Origin of the sequence: Streptomyces sp. NBC_01198, assembly GCF_036010485.1 — a bacterium.
Classification (GTDB): domain Bacteria; phylum Actinomycetota; class Actinomycetes; order Streptomycetales; family Streptomycetaceae; genus Actinacidiphila.
This window is the reverse complement of the sequence record NZ_CP108568.1, coordinates 1,355,637-1,374,656: the sequence shown is the minus strand read 5'-3', so window position 1 is coordinate 1,374,656 and position 19,020 is coordinate 1,355,637. Positions and strand designations below refer to the sequence as shown.

17 protein-coding genes and 5 pseudogenes are annotated in these 19,020 nt (G+C 67.2%); 9 read left to right on the top strand and 13 right to left on the bottom strand.

The genetic code is table 11. The annotated features are described in order from the left end of the window. Window positions 1-120: 120 nt before the first annotated feature. Window positions 121-744 (top strand): TetR/AcrR family transcriptional regulator, encoded by a 624-nt coding sequence (locus OG702_RS06140; protein WP_327287855.1) that lies wholly within the window; start codon window positions 121-123, stop codon window positions 742-744. Window positions 745-837: 93 nt separating this feature from the next. Further along, on the top strand, window positions 838-1,086 hold the full coding sequence (locus tag OG702_RS06135; RefSeq protein ID WP_327287854.1) for a hypothetical protein: 249 nt from the start codon (window positions 838-840) through the stop codon (window positions 1,084-1,086). Between the two features lie 145 nt (window positions 1,087-1,231). On the opposite strand, the gene OG702_RS06130 is transcribed toward OG702_RS06135, so the two are convergent. The 3 genes and pseudogenes from OG702_RS06130 to OG702_RS06120 all read right to left on the bottom strand — a co-directional run bounded on the left by OG702_RS06130 (window position 1,232) and on the right by OG702_RS06120 (window position 3,311). Further along, a complete protein-coding gene (locus OG702_RS06130; protein WP_327293104.1) occupies window positions 1,232-2,437 on the bottom strand; it encodes an IS256 family transposase in 1,206 nt (401 codons plus the stop codon). A 223-nt stretch (window positions 2,438-2,660) separates the two neighbouring features. Continuing rightward, window positions 2,661-2,994: pseudogene (locus tag OG702_RS06125) on the bottom strand (FtsW/RodA/SpoVE family cell cycle protein); the annotation flags it as partial. An 11-nt stretch (window positions 2,995-3,005) separates the two neighbouring features. Continuing rightward, the gene (locus OG702_RS06120) at window positions 3,006-3,311 is read right to left on the bottom strand and encodes a winged helix-turn-helix transcriptional regulator (RefSeq protein ID WP_442814312.1); all 306 of its coding nucleotides are present in this window, start codon (window positions 3,309-3,311) and stop codon (window positions 3,006-3,008) included. A gap of 361 nt (window positions 3,312-3,672) precedes the next feature. Here OG702_RS06120 and OG702_RS06115 point away from each other — a divergent pair, with 361 nt between their 5' ends. Further along, window positions 3,673-4,524, top strand: a complete 852-nt coding sequence (locus OG702_RS06115; protein ID WP_327287852.1) for an MBL fold metallo-hydrolase — start codon at window positions 3,673-3,675, stop codon at window positions 4,522-4,524. Window positions 4,525-5,442: 918 nt separating this feature from the next. Beyond that, the gene (locus tag OG702_RS06110; protein WP_327287851.1) at window positions 5,443-5,859 is read left to right on the top strand and encodes a tautomerase family protein; all 417 of its coding nucleotides are present in this window, start codon (window positions 5,443-5,445) and stop codon (window positions 5,857-5,859) included. 192 nt (window positions 5,860-6,051) lie between these two features. Here OG702_RS06110 and OG702_RS06105 read toward each other — a convergent pair. From OG702_RS06105 to OG702_RS06090, 4 genes and pseudogenes are all read right to left on the bottom strand, one after another. Beyond that, window positions 6,052-6,342, bottom strand: a pseudogene (locus OG702_RS06105) (transposase); the annotation flags it as partial. Window positions 6,343-6,346: 4 nt separating this feature from the next. Then, the gene (locus tag OG702_RS06100) at window positions 6,347-6,721 is read right to left on the bottom strand and encodes a hypothetical protein (protein WP_327287850.1); all 375 of its coding nucleotides are present in this window, start codon (window positions 6,719-6,721) and stop codon (window positions 6,347-6,349) included. A 1,076-nt stretch (window positions 6,722-7,797) separates the two neighbouring features. Beyond that, entirely contained in the window at window positions 7,798-10,974 is a 3,177-nt protein-coding gene (locus OG702_RS06095; RefSeq protein ID WP_327293103.1) for an FG-GAP-like repeat-containing protein, read from the bottom strand. A gap of 299 nt (window positions 10,975-11,273) precedes the next feature. Further along, window positions 11,274-11,444, bottom strand: a complete 171-nt coding sequence (locus tag OG702_RS06090; protein ID WP_327287849.1) for a TetR family transcriptional regulator — start codon at window positions 11,442-11,444, stop codon at window positions 11,274-11,276. 35 nt (window positions 11,445-11,479) lie between these two features. On the opposite strand from OG702_RS06090, the gene OG702_RS06085 reads away from it, so the two are divergent. Next, window positions 11,480-12,300, top strand: a protein-coding gene (locus OG702_RS06085) for an IS5 family transposase (RefSeq protein ID WP_442814311.1) whose coding sequence is annotated in 2 segments (ribosomal slippage) — window positions 11,480-11,848 and window positions 11,851-12,300 — 819 coding nt in all. Because the reading frame shifts where the segments join, the coding sequence is not laid out codon by codon here. Between the two features lie 647 nt (window positions 12,301-12,947). After that, window positions 12,948-13,517, top strand: a complete 570-nt coding sequence (locus OG702_RS06080; RefSeq protein ID WP_327287848.1) for a DUF6461 domain-containing protein — start codon at window positions 12,948-12,950, stop codon at window positions 13,515-13,517. Between the two features lie 175 nt (window positions 13,518-13,692). Here OG702_RS06080 and OG702_RS06075 read toward each other — a convergent pair whose 3' ends face one another. Further along, a complete protein-coding gene (locus OG702_RS06075; RefSeq protein WP_442814310.1) occupies window positions 13,693-14,259 on the bottom strand; it encodes a hypothetical protein in 567 nt (188 codons plus the stop codon). A gap of 113 nt (window positions 14,260-14,372) precedes the next feature. On the opposite strand from OG702_RS06075, the gene OG702_RS06070 reads away from it, so the two are divergent. Next, window positions 14,373-14,681, top strand: a complete 309-nt coding sequence (locus tag OG702_RS06070) for a transposase (RefSeq protein ID WP_327286743.1) — start codon at window positions 14,373-14,375, stop codon at window positions 14,679-14,681. Window positions 14,682-14,686: 5 nt separating this feature from the next. Then, entirely contained in the window at window positions 14,687-15,589 is a 903-nt protein-coding gene (locus OG702_RS06065; protein ID WP_327286760.1) for an IS3 family transposase, read from the top strand. A 36-nt stretch (window positions 15,590-15,625) separates the two neighbouring features. Here OG702_RS06065 and OG702_RS06060 read toward each other — a convergent pair. From OG702_RS06060 to OG702_RS06045, 4 genes and pseudogenes are all read right to left on the bottom strand, one after another. Then, window positions 15,626-16,244, bottom strand: a pseudogene (locus tag OG702_RS06060) (IS701 family transposase); the annotation flags it as partial. Between the two features lie 218 nt (window positions 16,245-16,462). After that, window positions 16,463-16,897: a DUF6196 family protein gene (locus tag OG702_RS06055; RefSeq protein WP_327287847.1), complete on the bottom strand. Its 435-nt coding sequence runs from the start codon at window positions 16,895-16,897 to the stop codon at window positions 16,463-16,465. Window positions 16,898-17,080: 183 nt separating this feature from the next. Continuing rightward, a pseudogene (locus OG702_RS06050) lies at window positions 17,081-17,410 on the bottom strand (IS701 family transposase); the annotation flags it as partial. 345 nt (window positions 17,411-17,755) lie between these two features. Further along, on the bottom strand, window positions 17,756-17,938 hold the full coding sequence (locus tag OG702_RS06045; protein ID WP_327287846.1) for a hypothetical protein: 183 nt from the start codon (window positions 17,936-17,938) through the stop codon (window positions 17,756-17,758). Here OG702_RS06045 and OG702_RS35390 point away from each other — a divergent pair. Further along, on the top strand, window positions 17,853-18,362 hold the full coding sequence (locus OG702_RS35390) for a hypothetical protein (RefSeq protein ID WP_442814763.1): 510 nt from the start codon (window positions 17,853-17,855) through the stop codon (window positions 18,360-18,362). The genes OG702_RS06045 and OG702_RS35390 overlap by 86 nt on opposite strands. 193 nt (window positions 18,363-18,555) lie before the next feature. Here the strand turns inward: OG702_RS35390 and OG702_RS35385 are convergent. Then, window positions 18,556-18,915 (bottom strand): annotated as a pseudogene (locus OG702_RS35385) (transposase); the annotation flags it as partial. Window positions 18,916-19,020: the final 105 nt, after the last annotated feature.

The following is a 19,020-nucleotide window of genomic DNA, read 5'->3' as shown; positions in this document are numbered from 1 at the left end:
CCGGTGCGCGCGCTCGTCGGAAATAGAGTATACAGTCTAAAATGTGGCGTCCGCGCGATGGGCTCCGTCCAGGCGGCAGAATATAGACTGCCGATTCCAGGAACTTGGTACGCTCATCACATGGGAACTCGTACGTCACCGCAGCGGCTCACCGCGAAGGGCCAGGCCACCCGCGACCGGATCGTGGCCGCCGCGGCGAAGCTGATGTTCGAGCGCGGCGTGGCGGGGACGAGCACTGAGGACGTGCTGAAGGCCGCCGGGGTCACCAGTCCCTCGCAGCTGTACCACTACTTCGGTAGCAAGAAAGCGTTGGTCCAGGCTGTGATCACGTACCAGACCGAAGACGTGCTGAGTTCCCAGCGGCCGCTGCTGAGCCAACTGGACAGCTTCGGAGCGCTGGAGGCGTGGCGGGACGCGATCGTCGAGGCCCAACGCGCAGGCAACTGCGAAGGTGGCTGTCCCATCGGATCCCTCTCCGTCGAGCTGTCCGACCAAGATCCGGAGGCCCGCACCGAGATCATGGCTGGCTACAGCCAGTGGGAGTCCGCAATCCGCGACGGCCTCATCGCCATGCGGACCCGCGGTGAGCTGAGCGAGGACGCCGACGCTGATTTCCTGGCGCTGGCCCTGCTCACCGCCCTGCAAGGCGGGCTGCTCATGACCCAGGCCCGGCGCGACACCGTCGCCCTGGAAGCCGTGCTGGACGCCATGATCGACCGTATCCGCTGCCACGCCACCGCCTGACGCGGCGCTTCGGCCCCACGTTCCCCCGGAACAAAGCCCTCGAACCCGTCACCCGCAGGCGGTCCAGCCGCCGACGCTGGGCCGCTTGCGGTGTTGGGCAAGAGTGATGAGCTGGCCGAATTCCTGCAAGCAGGCCGTGAACTGGCGCCGGCCGAGCAGGGCGCCGTCACGTGGTATGCATTCAAGATCAACGACAGCAACTACGGCATCCTCGATACCTTCGAGGCTGAGCCCGCGACACCCACCTCGCCGGACAAATGCAACAAACCATCAGCCGGATCTCCCGACCTGCTCGCCTCCACGCCAGACATCCGCACACTTGATGTCGTCGCCGTCAAATAGTCGACGGCGGATTGGACCACCGCCGCAGGTAACGGATTGAAATGAAGCTGGACACATCGGCAACAAGGATCAACGACTCCGGACGCTCGCGATCGGCAGCACGAGGGGGTGTGTCCAGTTAACGGCTGATCTTGGTTGTTGGGGTTCAGTTGTTGGTCGGGGTGAGCCGGCCCTCGAAGGCGATCTGGAAGGCGTTCAGGGGTGCCTTCCAGCGCATGGTCCAGCGTTTGCGGCCCTTGCCGGTCGGGTCGAGGCTCGTCAGCGCCATGTAGACACACTTGAGGGCGGCGGCCTCGGTGGGGAAGTGTCCGCGGGCCCGGACGGCCTTGCGTATCCGTGCGTTGACGGACTCGATGGCGTTGGTCGAGCAGATGACTGTGCGGATCTCGACGTCGAAGGAGAGGAAGGGTACGAACTCGGCCCAGGCGCTCTCCCAGAGCCTGATGATCGCCGGGTACTTCCTCCCCCAGGCGTCCTGGAATTCTCCGAAGCGTTCGGCTGCGGCGCTCTCGCTCGGCGCGGTGTAGACGGGCTTGAGCGCCTTGGCGATCTTGTCCCAGTCCTGACGGGCCGCGTAGCGGAAGCTGTTGCGCAGGAGGTGAACGATGCACGTCTGAACAATTGTTCGAGGCCAGACCGCTTCGACCGCGTCGGGCAGGCCTTTCAGCCCGTCGCAGACCAGCATCAGCACGTCGTCCAGGCCCCGGTTCTTCAACTCGGTGAACACCTGCAGCCAGTACTTCGCGCCCTCGCCGCCGTCGCCGGCCCAGATGCCCAGGATGTCCCGGGTGCCCTCGACGGTGACTGCCATCACGACATAGATCGGCCGGTTGGCGACCTTGCCGTCTCTGACCTTGACATTGATGGCGTCGACGAACAGGACCGGATAGACACGGTCCAGCGGCCGGTTGGACCATTCGGCCATCCCGTCCATCACCTGGTCGGTGATCGTGGAGATGGTCTGCCTGGAGACCTCCGCGCCGTAGATCTCGGCCAGGTGCGCGGAGATCTCCCCATGGGTCAGGCCCTTCGCGGACAGCGACAGCACCATCTCGTCCACGCCCGTCAGCCGACGCTGCCGCTTCTTGACGATCTGCGGCTCGAAGCTGCCCTCCACGTCCCGTGGCACCTTCACCTCGACCGGCCCGACGTCCGTCAGCACGGTCTTCGCCCGGCTCCCGTTACGGCTGTTGCCACTGTTCTTCCCGGCCGGATCGTGCTTGTCATAGCCGAGGTGGTCGGTGATCTCGCCCTCCAGCGCGGACTCCAGCACCCGCTTGGTCAACTGCTGCAGCAGTCCGCCGGCACCGGTCAACTGCACGCCCTCGCTCCGGGCCCGGTCGACCAGCATCGCGATCAACTGCTCGTCCGACGAGGCCACACCGGCCAGCTCAGGCGCGGACTCGTGCTCGATCGTCATCTCACTCACTTGGCGTCTCCATGATCAACAGATCCGCCGTTTATTAGACACTCCCGCTACTGGACGCTGCGGTGGTTCGGCTGCGGGAGGATGGCTTCGACGTCCGCGTTGAGAATACGGCCCGCCTCTCACCCTTCGTACGGCACCAAGAACGCGCCCAGTTGGCGATCACGGGGGAGCCCCCGTACACGACGAGGGCACCGTCGTGCTGGTCAGCGGGATGAGGCCCATGACGCCGCCCGCGACGACGAACACTTGGAGCGCGAACGCCGGCGACGGCCCGCCGTCGAGGAGCTTGCCGAACGGGTCACGGGTGGCGAGCGCGGTCCGCATCCCGCACTCGACGATCGAGGCGTAGTGCAGCACCACTACGCCGGCCAGGCCCATTTCTTGGCCCACCGCGGCCAGAAGGAAGTCGGGGTTGGCCGCAAGCCGATCAGGTTGGAATTGCCCTGCGCCAGAGCGCTACCGACCAGGCCGCCGGAGCCGAGCAGTGGGCTCAGCGGGTGGGCTGCTGCAGACCCGACACGGCGTCCGCCGCCTCGCGAGAGCGCTCGACGTCGTTGATGTAGCGCTCCGCCCACGCACGCACCGATGCCATCGGCTCACTCAACGAACGGCCTAGGTCTGTGAGTTCGTACGTCACCGACGGCGGGACGGCCGGACTCGCCGTGCGGGTTACCAGGCCGTCGCGTTCGAGGCTGCGAAGGGTCTGGGTCAGCATCTTCTCGCTGATGCCGTCGACCTGGTCACGCAACTGGCCGAAGCGTCGCGGTCCGGCCTCGAGGCTGCCGATCAGCAGCATGCTCCACTTGTCCGCCAACCGGTCGAGGGCCTGCCGGGACGGGCATGCGGCCGTGTAGACGTTCGCTAGGTGGCCGTCGGCCAGCCGCGCGCGGGCAGGCCTGCGAGTACCGGGGCGGGGGCGTGGAGCTGGTCTCGATGGCATGGGTCGAGCTAACCACCGGAGAGTCATGAGAGCAATATGAGGCCGCTCCCACGTGGGGAAACGCACTTGCAAGTACGTACTTGCAAGGTCAATGGAACTCACCAATGGTGAGTAGAGAAACGTAGACCGAGCACGCAGGCACATCAGGACGACGGAACCGGAGAACGCCATGCTCGACCCCGCTCCCCGCAGCCAAGTGAGAGTCGGAGACACCACGGTGACCTACCTTCCCGACGGCGAGGTCCACCTCGAACCGACCATTTTCTTCCCCACCAGCACAGCCGACGGCTGGGCCGCTTTCGCGCCGTACCTGGACAGGGACGGGCGGCTGCCCGTGAGCGTCGGCTCGTTCCTGATCCGCACCAAGGCGCACCGTGTGCTGGTCGACCTCGGCTTGGGCGCGGTGGACTTCGAGGTGCCGGGCCTGGCGACTTTCCGCGGTGGGCTTCTGCTCGACAGCCTCCAAGGCGAGGGGCTGGGCCCCTCGGACATCGATGCCGTGGTGTTCACGCACCTGCACCACGACCACGTTGGCTGGACAGGCAACGTCGCCCCCGCGCCGAACGCACCTGACGACCGGAAGCCGGTCAACCTGACGTTCCCGAACGCGCGACACTTCGTCTCCCGCGCCGAATGGGAGCACTGGAAAGGCACCGCGGAGATCACCGGTCCCGATCCGGTGGCCGTGCAGGAGCCACTCGCCGACGTGATCGAGTTCATGGCTGACGGCGACGAACCCGTACCGGGAGTGCACGCAGTGGCCACCCCCGGTCATACCCCCGGCCATACCAGCCTGCTGGTCACGGACACCGTCAGGACGCCCCAGCGACTGCTCATCCTCGGCGACGTGATGCACACCCAGGCGCAGGTCAGCGAGACCCACTGGAACTGCCGGTTCGACGTCGACGCCGAGCACGGCACCAGGACACGCAGGGCGCTGCTCGAGCAGTACCGAGACCCCGACACGACTGTCGCTGCGGGGCACTTCGCCGGCTCGGTGTTCGGCAGGATCCTCCCGCCGGAGACGCTGCACAGGTGGAATGCTCGGGCCGGACTCTCAGAGCCGTGACGGATCCTCGTGGTTGCGGTGCTGCCTGCGGACGAGGTCGACTGGCGCTCGCAGGCCGGGCGAGGTCAGTTCAAGTCGCGATTGTCGCGCCCAGCGAGCAGGTGGTCGAGCCGGCGTTCATATCAGGCCAGGAAACCAGCGGCCGACGAGGCGTCGGGGCCCCAGAAGGCGTCGGAGTTTCCGGTGACGACGCGGCCCGCCAGGGAACCGGTCATGCCGACAAGCACCAGGTCAGTGCACCCCGCCTCGATGATGTGCAGGAACAGGTCACTTCGGTGGGGCGGCCTGGTGCCGCATCAGACAACCTTCGCCCTGTAGCCCATTGGAAGACTCCGACATAGTGTCTCCCCGCCGTAGCCGAGGATGGCCCATTTTGGCCTCCGACGAGAGGCTGGACGGACGCAGCGTGGCGCCCGTGCTCTTATGGAAGTGCCGGCAGCCATACGTATCGTTCTCGGAACAGGATGAGGAACCCCGCAACGCTAACACTCGCGTCGCGGGTTGGTCTCGCGGCGCGCGCGGACCTCACCGGCGGCCCGGGGTGTTCGTTCGATGGTGGCGGCCTACGGCTGTTCGGCTCAACGTTGGTCGTGATAACGAACTGCGCCTGGCCGCCGGCAAACCGTGAACTCGACCGGGCGGACCGCGTACCCGCAGTTCAAGCGATTACTGATCACTGAAATGAACTGCGTCGGGAACTGCTGCGGCCATCGGATGCCGTCGTTCGGGACCCCATCGAAACGGCGCCTCGGCGGGGTCACGGGTGCACGGGCGAAGCAAGACGAGAAGCACACCGCCCGGATTGCACCTACATGCCGGACACACCCGACCGTGCTGCCGGAAACCTGCGGGCCCGTGATTAGGTTCGCATCGTAGAGATGGCACCGCGCCCATCTGCGCAAGGGAAGGACGTTTGTCATGCCACTCGCACGGGTCGACCTCGTGGAGGGTAAGTCAGTAGAGTACCGACAGACCATTGCGAACGTCGTGTACGACAAGATGATCGAGCATCTGGGCGTTCCTGAAGATCGCTTCCAGGTCATCACCGAGCACAAAATCGAGAACTTCCTCTATGACCCCGACTACCTCAGTATCTACCGGTCCGAGGACTGCGTTTTCATCCAACTCAGTTTCATTGCCGGCGCCAGCCCTGAGAAAAAGGGCGACTACTTCAAGGCCGTCGTAGACGAATTGCACGAGAAGCTGCACCTCCGGCGGGAGGACGTCTTCTTCAACCTCATCACCGTTGCCCCCGCAGACTGGTCGATGGGCATGGGTATCGCTACGTACAACAACGGTGTGCCGTCCGATCGCCTCGACCCCAACTCGGTCTGACACTCAGCGCCCGACTTGGAGTTCGTCCAGTTCGGCCAGGCCCCTGCCGGACTGGGGGCGGATGGGGGTATCGGCAGGGGCACGGTTCTGACACCCGGCCATCTCGTCGACGACCTTGTCGGTGATCGTAGAGATCGTCTGGCGGGAAACCTCGGACCACAGACCAGGGCGCCATAGACCTCGGCCAGACTTCGGCTCGAAGCTACACTCGCGGTCGCGGGGCACGGCTATCTCGACCGGGCCGACGTCTGTCAGCACGGTCTTGGCCCGGGTCCCGTTGCGGCTGTTGCCGCCGTTCTTCCGGGCAGGGTCGTGCTTGTCGTAGCCGAGGTGGTCGGTGATCTCGCGTTCGAGGGCGGACTCCAGGAGCCGCTTGGTCAGCTGCCGGAGCAGGCCACCCTTGCCGGTCAGCCGCAGGCCCTCGGCCTCGTCACGTTGTCGCTGGTCATCGATACATCTTCCTTGATCAGGAGTTACCCGGATCGTTCTACAGAGCCCGTCGTAGGTGTAGCCGGCGGTCGGCGGTGTCGTAGGTGTTGATGGCGGTGGTGCCGCCGGTGGTGGTGCAGTCGGCGTTGGGTGGACAGGCCCTTGGCCGGTGATCAGGACGGGCAGACTGGCGAGGTGGTCCCGGCAGGTAGGTCTGGCGTACGGTCGTGGTGAGGTCCCGAGCGGTCCGGCAGATCCGGTCGATTTCCTGTTGGGGACCGGGTGCCGTGTTGGTCCACAGCCGTACGCTGTGGTCGTCGCCGCTGGCGGCCAGGGCGTTGCCGCCGTCCCAGAGGCGCGTCACGTCCACGTCATGGAGGACCAGCCAGTCGACGACTTTCTGGCATCCGGCCTTCGCGGCGGCGGCCAGCAAGGCCACAGCGTCATCGCCGGCCAGCCCCCCGTTCGCGACGACTTGTAGCGCCGAGCCGCCGCCGCTCGCCCCGTCGTCTGGCGACTTCGTAGCGTGGAATGCTGAGTTGATGAGGTTGATCGGTAGTGACGGGCACGGCATCGAACTGGGCGTTGCGGGCTACCAGTTCCCCGACGCGGTTGATCCCCAACAGCGGCAGAGCTGGCTGGTCATCGAGGGGGCCGCCCACCCGGATGTTCGGCCTGTGGGTGCCGATCGAACTTCACAAGGGGCGGCCTTGGACGGATGTGTGGTTACTTCCGCTCGTCCTCGTCAGCTTCTCGGTGGGCATGCTGATCATCAGCACAGACCGAGCCTCCAAGGACCGCAAAGACAGGCGCTGACCGCCGGCCGAGCTGCGAAACAATGCCGGCCCCCGGTTCACCTTCAACGGCAAACGGTCAAGGTTCCCTACCTTCTTACCTGGGACCGGGCGAGCCCTTCGTATGCTTGGCCCACCCAGGGGTGTCGGGCGTGGCTTCCACTGATTGGCCGCCCGAGGCCCCACGACGACTCGGCTGCCAATTGGGAATTGCCACTCGATCGCTCCGTAGGGAATCGACAGCGACGTCGTCCGTCGGGAAGCACCAGCACCCCACCCGCACGGAGGCACCGCATGGCCGCGATCTGGGCAGGCATCGACGCAGGTGAGACCCATCACCACTGCGTGGTGATCGACGAAGATGGCCGCCGACTCTTGTCGCGCCAGCGCGTCTCCCCGGCCAATACTTCGCCGCTTCTCCCGGGCGGGGCGCAGGACCAGGGCGCGGAGCGCACCGGCGGTGGGCGGACGTGGTGTGCACGTCCGCCCACTGTGGTCAGCGGTTCAGCTGCGCGTCCTCGTCTGGCTGTTGGAGCCGTCGCAGGTGGACAGGATGAGGGGGCATAGCATGATCGACCACTACCCGCTGCCGAAGTACCAGTGGTACTGGTATCCCTTTGCGAGGGGTGAGGTCTGCCCGCCAGCCAGCGGCAAGAGATCGGAGTTGACGACTTCGACGCTGACGACTTTGACGCCCCCTACGACGTGGGTGGGGTCACTGCGCCTCGGCGGGCTCCTTTCGCATGATTCCGTTGTTCAGCCAGGCCCGCACTGCTCCTGCGTCATCGATGACGAGGTAGTCGTCGCGGCCGTCACCGTCGATGTCAGCGAGTTGGATATCGTCGCTGCCGGCCCCGACTCCGGAGGCGACCTCTCCCTGGCTCAGCCAGCGGGGTACGCCGGCCATGTTGGTCCATGCGCGGATCCGTCCCTGGACTTCCATGACCAGGTAGTCGTCGCGGTGGTCGCCGTTGTAGTCCGCGAAGAGCACCGCGTTGCCCGGCGCGCCCACTCCGGAGCCGATCTGGCCCTGGTCGAGCCAGGGCGCACCCGTACCGCCACGGTTGTTCAGCCAGGCCCGCACTGCCCCGGTGTCGTCCACCACGAGGTAGTCGTCGCGGCCGTCGCCGTTGATGTCGGCGAAGCGGACCTGGTCGCGCGTGGCGCCGACACCCGAGGCGACTTGGCCCTGGTTGAGCCATGGTGCGCCGGTACCGCCACGGTTGTTCAGCCAGGCCCGCACTGCCCCGGTGTCGTCCACCACGAGGTAGTCGTCGCGGCCGTCGCCGTTGATGTCGGCGAAGCGGACCTGGTCGCGCGTGGCGCCGACACCCGAGGCGACTTGGCCCTGGTTGAGCCATGGTGCGCCGGTACCGCCACGGTTGTTCAGCCAGGCCCGCACTGCCCCGGTGTCGTCCACCACGAGGTAGTCGTCGCGGCCGTCGCCGTTGATGTCGGCGAAGCGAACCTCCTCACGGCTCGCTCCCACACCCGAAGCGACCTCGCCCTGCCAGTCCCAGCGATCGGGCTGCTGGAAGTGGTCGTTCTGCCATGCGGTGACCACGCTGGTGTCGCCGAGGACGACGTAGTCGTCGCGGCCGTCGCCATTGATCTCTGCGAAGTCGACCGTGGACGGGGCAGCGCCGACACCGGAGGCGATCTCGCCCTGGAAGAGCCAGTGACCGCCGTCGGTTCCGTAGCCGTTGAGCCAGGCGCGTACCCGGCCCCCGTCCCCGACCACCAGGTAGTCGTCGCGGCCGTCACCGTCGATGTCGGTCAAGCGGACCTGGTCTCGGGTGGCGCCGACTCCGGGGGCGATCTCACCCTGGTTGAGCCAGGCCGCGCCACTGCCGCCGAGATTGTTGATCCAGGCCGTGATGCGGCCGGTCTGGCTGACCACCAGGTAGTCGTCGCGGCCGTCGCCGTCGATGTCAGCGAAACGGACCTCCTCACGGGTGGCGCCGACGCCCGAAGCGATCTGGCCCTGGTAGAGCCAGGGCGCACCGGTACCGCCACGGTTGTTCAGCCACGCCCGCACTGCCCCGGCGTCGTCCACCACGAGGTAGTCGTCGCGGCCGTCGCCGTCGATGTCAGCGAAACGAACCTCCTCACGGCTCGCCCCCACACCCGAAGCGATCTCGCCCTGCTCGTCCCAGTGCCAGGACTGCGGGGTACCGCCGCCGTTGAGCCAGGCCCGCACTGCCCCGGTGTCGTCCACCGCGAGGTAGTCGTCGCGGCCGTCGCCGTCGATGTCGGCGAAACGGACCTCGTCACTGGTCACCCCCACACCGGTCGCGATGGCCCCCTGCCAGTCCCACCCGTCGTCGGTGGGGGTGCCCGCTGTGGGATTCGTCATTCCCGGCTGTCCGGGCGAGCAGGCGTTCCCATCTCCGGAAGCCGGGGACGTCACCCAGCCGGCGGCCGTGACCGCCCGGATGCCGCGGTAGAAGGCGTCGGCCATCTTGGCGTATCCGGCGGCGCCGGGGTGCAGCGAGTCGTTCAGATCCGCCGTGGTGATCGCGCCCATGTCGACAAGCCGCACCAACCGGCCCTGTGCGCGCTCGCCGGCGACGATGTCGGGGATCTGGGCGTTGTACTGCCGGATCCGCGCGTTGACCGCCGTGTCCTTGGACGGGATGAGCGTGGCCACCAGAACGGGAGTCCGCGGGTCGATGGTGAAGATCTGGTCGAGCAACGCGCGGAGCCGGGCCGGGGCCTGGTCCGCTCCACCGTCGACTCTCATGTCGTTGGTGCCGATGTGCAGCGCGACGACGTTGGGTCGGTAGTACGGGATGGTGCACCCCACCAGCGCGCTGATCTGATCGATCGTCCAGCCCGGATGCCCTTCGTTGTCGGTGTCGGGGAGTTGCCCGGAGTCCTGCGAGCCGACGAAGTCCACGGCGCTGGTGTCGCCCCGGAGATCGGCGTACAACTGGGCACGGTAGCCCGACTGGTCGGGGACACCGACTCCGTACGTGATCGAGTCGCCCAGCGGCAGCACGCGCAGGTGTGCGGCGCCGATGCCATGCAGGGCCTGCTGGAGGCGGTCCATGATGAGCTGTGCCATGTCGGCGTTCATCCAGTTGGCCAGGGCGTCGAGCGGATTCGAGAAGATGCGGAAGGCGAGCGCGTATCGGCGCAGAGTCTCCTGCACGATGGTGATCAGGGCACGGGAGGCCGAGCCGAAATACTCCAGCAGCGCGCCGGCGGCGTAGCCGCTGATCGCACCGGCTATGGCGGCGCCGATCGCGTTGCCCCACACGTCCGCGTCGAAAGGCTTGCCGTCCAGGCTGGCACTGACCAGTTCACCGACTCCCGCGGCCAGGCCGGCGGCCACGGCACCGCACACCGGAGCGGCCGCCGGTGCCCCGACGTTGAAGGCGAGCAGGCACAGCCCGCCGACCGCGGTGACCACGCCGAGTACGACCAGGCCGGTCACGAGCTTCTTCCAGCCGTCCCAGAAGCCGGCGGTGCTCACGTCACCGGCCGGCACCACGATCACCAGGCTGTCGCCGACCGCCGTAACGGTGCCGCCGAACGTCTCGTCGTCCGCCTTCGCGTAGTACCCCGTGCTGTCACGCTGGGCCCGCAGCGTCAGCGCCTGACTCAGCGTAAGTCCCCGTGCCATGTCCGTACGGGTCGTGGCGGCCACCTGCTCGATCACCTGCCGCCACTGGTCCGGCCGGTCGGTGACGTCGGCGTCGATGGCCGCCACGAGGTCGTCGTCGCCGCCCGCGAGCGGCCGCAGGCTGCCGGCGTCACGGGCGCAGCCCAGGCGCAACCCGACCCCGCCACCGGTGATCTGCTGGGCGGCGAACGAGGAGCCGAACGTGGCGCAGCCGGTGGCGACAGCCGCCGACGCGGGCGCGGCGGACACCATGGCGACCAACATCGCCAACGAGACAAGCGAAGCGACAAGAAGGGCACCTGCCGAGCGGCGCACGCGGCCGGGCGGGTGCGTGGCCTCGGCGACGCCGGGGACGGGCGGCGTCGCACGCCGCCGTCCGACGCGCGCGAGTGCGGCGCCGCTTAAGGATCGTGGTTGTCTCATGGTCGCCGAGTGTCGCCTGTGCCGGTTGCCAGGTCCAGGGGTTGCGATATCAGCTGACACGATGTTCATCTCAACGGTGCCCATGCGAAGTTCTGGTAACAGGGCGAATTCCAGGCCGAGGCAACCAAGTTGCTTCCGGATCACTTCGGCCGCGCCTGGTGTGAACAGCACAGTGCGGCGGCCGGCCCCGACGTCTCGCCGAACCGGCGCAACTGAGTGCCCTTGTCAGCGCCCGCGAACGCTGCCACCCGTTTCATGGACACCGACTTGGCGCCATGCCTGGCAAAGAGCCGGGCGGCTGCCTCCAGCACCGCGAGCCAGTTGCGGGCAGCGTCCGCGCGTCCCTATGCCGTTTCCTTCGGATCATCTGATCGTTGGTTGGTCTGTGTCGTTGACTGACGCCCAGTGGGCACGCATTGAGCCGTTGCTGCCGGACAGGACGCCGAAGAGGGGTGGGCGATGGCGGGATCACCGGCGGGTGATCGACGCGATCGCGTTCAAGTACCGCACCGGAACGCCGTGGATGGACCTGCCCGAGCAGCTCCGCTCGTGGAAGGGCGCCCACAATCGGCTGCGGACGCGGGCCGCCGACGGGACCTGGGAAAAGGTTTTCACCGCTCTGCTCGCTCAGGCCCACGCCGAAGGTGATCTGGACTGGGTCGTCGCGGTCGATTCAACCGTCGTTCGTGCCCATCAGCACGCCGCTGGGGCTCGTCAAAAAAGGCCCCAGCCGGCGAGCCGGTCAACCATCCCCTCGGCCGGTCCCGCGGCGGGCTGACCACCAAGATCCACCTTGCAGCGGACAGCCGCTGCCGCCCGCTTGCGTTCGTCGTCACACCTGGCCAGGCCGGTGACGCACCCGCATTCCCTGAGGTCATGGCCCGCTTACGGGTGCCCCGGCCGATCGGCCGGCCCCGGACCACACCGGTCATGGTCCTGGCCGACAAGGCGTACTCGTCCCGCGCGATCCGGACCCATCTCCGTCGGCGCGGGATCCGGGCCGTGATCCCGCAGCCCGCTGGCCAGGCCGCCAACCGCAAACGCCGCGGCAGTAGAGGCGGCAGGCCACCGGCCTTCGACCGGGACGCCTACAAGCAGCGCAACACGGTCGAGCGCTGCATCAACAGACTGAAGCAGTGGCGCGGCCTGGCCACCCGGTATGACTAGACCGCCGTGATCTACCTGGCGGCACACTCCATCCCTCGGGCATCTTCATCTGGTCTGCACGCTGACTCGAAGTCCCCTTGGACGCAGAATGATCGCGTGCTTCCTCCTCGACTGCTGTGGCGCGATCCTCGGCCCATCCCCCGGTTCAACCGTCAGGAACCAGCGACACTGATCGTCCGGGATCCCGATTTCTACGAGCCGACTGACGAGGATGACTGCACGGTGTTCTCGTACTTCTGCCAGGCGCATGACCGCTTCTACCAACGTGAGGCTTGCGGGGAGGGACCGCATCTCGTGGCTCTGCACTGTGAGAAGCACGGGCCCGAAGGCATGTGTCCTCAGCCTCTCACGCTCATGTTCCCCGAAGGATTTGAGCCTCCGCTCAGCAGGGCGCAACTCAGCTGGCTGCAAGCAGAGTGGGATGCCGCCTGAGCATGATCTGAAAGAGACGGCCTAGTACTCCAGTGAGAGTTCTCCGTATGTCCTGTTCAGCGGCCTGTTGGCGGTGAGTGTGGCCCGCATGCGCCAGGCATCCAGGCTCCGGCGGTCGGACGCCTTCGCGCTTGCACGGACACCCCCGGCCTGTCAGCGCCGTGTGCGAGTCTGCTGCCTGAGCAGAGATCATCACCGGTGGAGGGGGAACAGCCGTGTCCGACGGCATCGGGTGGCTGCTGGAGCCGTACCTGGTCGACTGCGTGACTTTCGCAAGGGGCATACCGCCCACCGCGCTTGCCGCGCGACTCGGCTCCGGTCCTGGCGAGGACGCCCGCCCCGGCTCGGCGCAGGACGCGCAGGAGGCGCTGGGCAGCGGGGCGCGCTGCGTCGCCCGGGTGGGCGAGGCGGCCGGATGGGCCTTCGCGGTGGAGTACGGCGACGCCGTCGGCGCGACCGCGGGCGGCCTCGCCGCGGTGTCACGCGGTGGTGTGGCTGCCGTCAACTTCCTGCTGACGCCATGGAGCCCGCCCTCGCTTTTCCGTCACTACCTGGATGGCGCGTGCGTCACCGGCTTCGGCGTGGGCGAGGAAGCACGGCGGTACGGTGCGGAACCGGGCCTGCTCGTCCCTGCGCTGGAGGCGCTGGGCGTCCTACCCTCCGGGCCGCAACTGGACCAGCGCGGCATGCGGTTGACCATGCTCGCGATCGAGGACCACTTCGGCCTGCGCCTGCCGCGGCCGCAGGTCCTCGACGAAAAGCTGCCGATGTACCACCTGCGCTAGATTCCAGCGAGAGTTCCTGTATGTCCTGGTCAGCGGCTTGGTGGCGGTGAGTGTAGCCGTGCGGTTGTGGGGCCGGAGGCCGTTTCGTCGACAGGTCGCACGAAGGTGTGTCCGCGCCGTTCGTAGTGGCATCGGCGCGCGTGCTCCTGATGCTGGCGGCGCCAGTAGGACCAGGTCAGTGCATGGTCGCGGAATGGAGGACTGTGACGGGGTCCAGTTGCCAGCAGACGGCGGATTTCGGCTGGTGTGAGGTCCACGAGCTCGGGTGTGTGGTGCGGTCTGCCCCCTTTTCGCGTTCCTGGGCGGCCATGATGGCCAGGAACGCGTGGGCGAGCATGGCAAGGGTGATGTGCCGGTACCAGTCGACAAAGCGCCGGACTTCGTACTGGTCCAGGCCGCATTCGTTCTTCGCGCTCTGGAAGGACTCCTCGATTCTCCAGCGGCAGCCGGCGATGCGGACGAGGTCTGCGACGGTGGCGTCCAGGGGTGCGCAGGCGAGGTAGTAGGCAACCTCGTCAGGCTTGGCGATGCTGCGGCGGGCCAGCATCGAGTGCTGCCGGGAGAGTTCGTCACCGTCGAACTCCCATACCGCCGGGAGGCGGGCGGCGGCACAATCGTAGAGGCGATCGCCCTCGCGCCGGGTCCGGCGGACAGGCGCCGCCAAGCCTTGGGGCGGGGCCTGGGTGAGGAGGTGGCCGATGCGTGGGCCGTGGACCTGCTGGGATTTGGGGACCGCGACCACGTAGGAGAGTCCGGTGTCTTCCAGGAAGCGGCGGAAGCGGGAGTCCTGAAGTTCCCCCAGTGAGTTGGACAGCCTGATACTGGGACGGTTCGTCCCGGAGGAAGCAGTCCAAGTTGAGTGGCAAGAGCAACATGAGCAAGCGGTACACGGCCGAGTTCAAGCGGGACGCGGTCGCGCTCGTCCGGTCGTCGCCGCATCGGAACGTCACCGAGATCGCCCGGGAACTGGGAGTGAGCCCCGAGGGGTTGCGTGGCTGGGTCAAGCAGGCGAAAATCGACCAGGGCGAGGGGCCGGCGGGCGCCCTGACCAGCGAGGAACGTGAGGAGCTGCGGCGCCTGCGCCGCGAGCTGGCTGAGGCCAAGAAGGCGAACGACATCCTGGTAAAAGCCGCGGCCTTCTTCGCGAAGGAGATCGTGAAGTAGGCGCTGTGTGCCGCTTCATCGATGCGGAGAAGGCCACCGAGGAGAACCCCGATGGCTACAGCGTCGCCCGGCTGTGCCGAGTGCTGAGCTTCCACCGCTCCACCTACTACGCCTGGCTCGCTTCACGGCCCGCAGCCGCCGAACGGCAGTGCGCCGAAGACGGGTTGACCGACCGGATCCGTGAGATCCACGCCACCTCGCGAGGTGCCTACGGCGCCCCGCGCGTCCATGCGGAGCTGCGGCGGGGCGGCCTCGCGATCAACAGGAAAAGGGTCGAGCGGATCATGCGCGAGCGCGACATTCGCGGTGTCACCCGCCGCAGGCGCCGCTACCTGACGCAGCAGGACACCAAGGCAGCCCCTGCCCCGGACCTGGTCGGCCGCGACTTCACCGCATACGAGCCAGGCCGGAAGCTGGTGGGCGACATCACGTATCTCCCCACGGTCGAGGGCTGGTGGTACCTGGCCACGGTCATCGACCTGGCGACCCGTGAGGTGATCGGGTATGCGATGGCCGACCACCACCGCGCCGAACTGGTCACCGACGCCCTGCGCATGGCTGCCGGCCGCGGCGGCCTGCAGCCCGGCTGCATCATGCACACCGACCGCGGCAGCGAGTACACCAGTGGCGAATTTCGCACCGTGATAAGGGAGTTGAATCTGAGGCAGAGTATGGGACGAACCGGCATATGCTATGATAATGCTGCAGCCGAGAGTTTCTTCGGACTGCTCAAAGCGGAGATCGGCACCACCGTCTGGGAAAGCCGTGAGGCGGCCCGAGCCGACGTCTTCTGCTTCATCGAAGTCGAGTACAACCGCACCAGGCTCCGCAAGCACCCCGAGTTCGGGTACCTCACCCCACTCGAAACCCGAGCTAGATTGCGGCACGACCTCACCCCCGCAGCGTAAGCATCCGCTGTCCAAGATCAGGGGGGAACTTCAGTCCTGGCCGTAGGCGGAGTCCGCGGTGACCCAGGCGATCGGCAGAGACGAGGTGAGAGCGCGCTGGACCATGTCCCGTGCCAGTTCGAGCTTGGTGGCGAACTCGCGCTGGTCGGGGATACGGGCGGCTTAGCAGCGTTCGCGGTCCTGGGTCAAGGACCTGGGCAGGCAGAGCTCGCGGTCGACCAGGGCGTGCCCCTTCCTTGAGGCGTAGGCGGCGACGACGCCGATCTGGCGGTTCTCGGTCCTGCCCGCGGTCCCGGAGTACTGGCGCTGCACGCCGGCGGAGACGGTGCCCTTCTTGATGAAGCCGGTGTCATCGATGATCAGTACTCCGTCAGGGGCACCGAGACGCTCGGCGACGTAGGCCTGCATGTCGTCACGGACCTGGTCTGCCTCCCAGCGAGCTCCTGCGAGCAGGTGCTGCAGCCGGTGCGGGGCCGAATGGCCTGCGTACTCGGCCAGTTGCCAGCTGTTCTTGCGGCCCGCCGGGCCAAGAAGCCCGCGCACGTAATCCCGCATCCGCCGCCGGCGTTCGACCCGGCCGAAAGCGAGAACCGACCCGGAGGAGCAGGTCGTCGAGTTCCCCGTCCCACGCTTCCGCGAGTAGATCATTGAGCACACCGGTGGGCTGTCCACCGGGCTGCCACCGCATGCGCCGGGACACACCTTCGTGCGACCTCCCCGCGAAACTGCCTCCCGCCCCGCAGCCGCGCGGCTGCACTCACCGCCACCAGGCCCCTGACCACGACATACGGAGAACTCCCACTGGAGTACCAATACTCCAGCTGTAGATCGTGATCCTCACCGTTTGTGGATGGATCTCCGCCTGCCTGGAGATCAGCTGTCTCGGAGCGTCCTGACGACCGCGATGGCCTGATCCAGCAGGTCAATGGGGCAGCCCCAGTAGTCATAGATGCCGCCGCGAGCGCGGTTGCTGCCACAGACAACGAAGACGCCGGTCCCCAGCTCAACCTTGAGGTGGGTCGCCAGCCAGCCGACGAAACCGCTGTTGTCCACGTGATCGGCGAAGTGGAAGGAGAAGATTCCGAAGCGCTCGACGCCGTCGCCCTCCTGGGTGAGCGGGACCAGGCGGCTCCAGCTCTCCCGGTCCCGAACGACTGCCAGCGTCTCGGCGGTGAGCGCCGGCGGCTGGTCGGCCGGAGACTCTTGAAAACACCAGACGCCGTCGTGCACGACGAGGTCGGCCTGAGCGATCACACGGCGTAGCCGCTGCTCTGTCCGTTCGGCTGTCTCCACACTCACACTGACCATCAGCGAGACTCCTTGATCCGTGAAGCCGTGATCCCCACCCGGGGGGATCGTCGCACGATCGCCTCCTCTGTCGGAACGCAGGCTCCTGACGGGGCAACCGTCGTCGCAACGCCCTCGCCGTCTCGTCTAATTCGCGCGCGGCTTTCCCGTCCCCGGAGACTCCGACGAGCAAGATCGTGATCTTCATGTGGTGGCTGCCTGTCGTTGGTAGTGGCAGGGGCGTGCTCGGGCTTGGTGGCGTCGTCGCCAGCGGGACCAGTCGAGCCGGTGTGCGGCCGTGTGGTCGGGCCGGACGGCCCAGGGTGATGAAGAGTCACTGGATCTCGTTGCAGGACAGCGGGATCAGCCCGTCAGGAGCATCGTGCCGGCGGGTTCGTCGGCCCGAACGACGGTGAGGAAGGCGTGGGCGAGCATGGCCAGAGTGACCCAGCGGATCCAGGACGAGTAGCGGCGGACTTGATGCTCGTCCAGTCCGGCCAAGCCCTTCTCGGCTTGGAAGGTCTCTTCCACCCGACTGGTGGAGGGGCAGTATTCGCACCGTGCGCAATTCGCAGAAGGTCTGAGCCTGGGAGTACGCGCACGCTGTGGTTCCTCTCGTCGCGGCGGCCGCTGCAGACGAGGCGGCCGTGCTGTCCCAGTCGTTGTTCGTAGGCGGGTGCGACCTGCGAGGATGTCCAGCGGCAAGCGCCGCTTGGACGCTGGTCAATCGGTTTCGGGGTCAGGGTGGGGTGCGGTGTTCAAGGCTCGGTGTGTGAAGGTGCTCATTGCAGCGTCTGCGGTGTTGAGTTCCGCAGCTTGCTCCAGCTCCGCAGATGGGGGCGGGAAGGATGTGCCGCACGCGTCGGCGCCGACGTCGACTCACGGGTCGGCCAGCGTCGGGGCCTCCAGGGTGCCCACCCGCGCGCAGTTGACCGGAATGCTCATTTCGGAGTCGGATCTTCCGGCAGGATCTCTGGTGTCTTCCCAGAACACCACTCCGCGGGCGAAGGTGACCGCGGACGACGCTGCATGCCAGCCACTGGTGGACTCGCTGCTGTTCACTTCCGCGTCCGCCGGTTCGCCTGCGGCGACCGTGAACCAGGTGGTGATCGCGACGGGTGCCGGTGCCGGGGCTGCGGGAGTTCGGACTGCCCTTGTCGCCTACCGAGACAGTGACGCTGTGCTGGCGATTGACGGAGTCCAGACCGCCCTCAAGGCATGTCCTGCGGGCTTTTCAGCAGTCCTCAACGGCGCCCGGACACGGTTTACCGTCGCGCCCGACAACCGGGCCGGCGGTGGGCAGCAAGCGGCCGGTGTGGTCCTGACGAACACCGTGGAAGGTTCGCTCGAGTCGAACGACGTGTGGCTGGTCCGCCGTGGGGACGTTGTCGCCTACTTCGTGGCCGAGGGATTGCCGGTTGGCAGCAGGGTGCCCCTGGCGGCGATGACGGCCGTGACGGTCCCGCAGGTGCGCAAACTGTCCTGACTGCCGAAGCAGTTTGCCTGCGCTCCTTCGTCAGCAGCGTGGAAGTGGCCGGACCGTTCGCCTTGTCCGTCACGTCCGTGGCGTGCGGCGAGATAGCCGGACCAACTCTCGCTCGCCGGCTGCCCCCATCGGTGGGCGCTGGGGGCGGTGACCTCGTCGCCTGCCGCCCTGCCGCCCTGCCGACCGCGACGCCGGCGGCCACTGCGCGCCGGGCCTGTTCCAGAGCGACGGCGGTCTTGGTGCGGAACGTGAAGCCCCCTCTCAGCTGAGCCTGTTCGCGGCGGTCGGGGTCCCTGGTCCAGGGTTCATGGACGAAGAGGTCGCCGTCGATCGAGCAGTGTCCCAGTGGACTGGCGTAGGTGCAGTAGACCGCGACGACGGCTGTCGTGCCGGTGTACTGGCGGCCCACCCCGGCAGTGGCGATGCCCTTCTTCTCCTGGCCGGTCTCGTCGAAGACCAGGACCGCACCGCGCGCGGCCAGGTGGCGCACGGCGAAAGAGCAGACCACGTCACTGGCGGCCTCCTCGTCCAGACGGCCTGGTACAGCAGGCACTGCATTCCGGACGACCGTCCTAGTACTCCAGTGGGAGTTCTCCGTATGTCGTGGTCAGGGGCCTGGTGGCGGTGAGTGCAGCCGCGCGGCTGCGGGGCGGGAGGC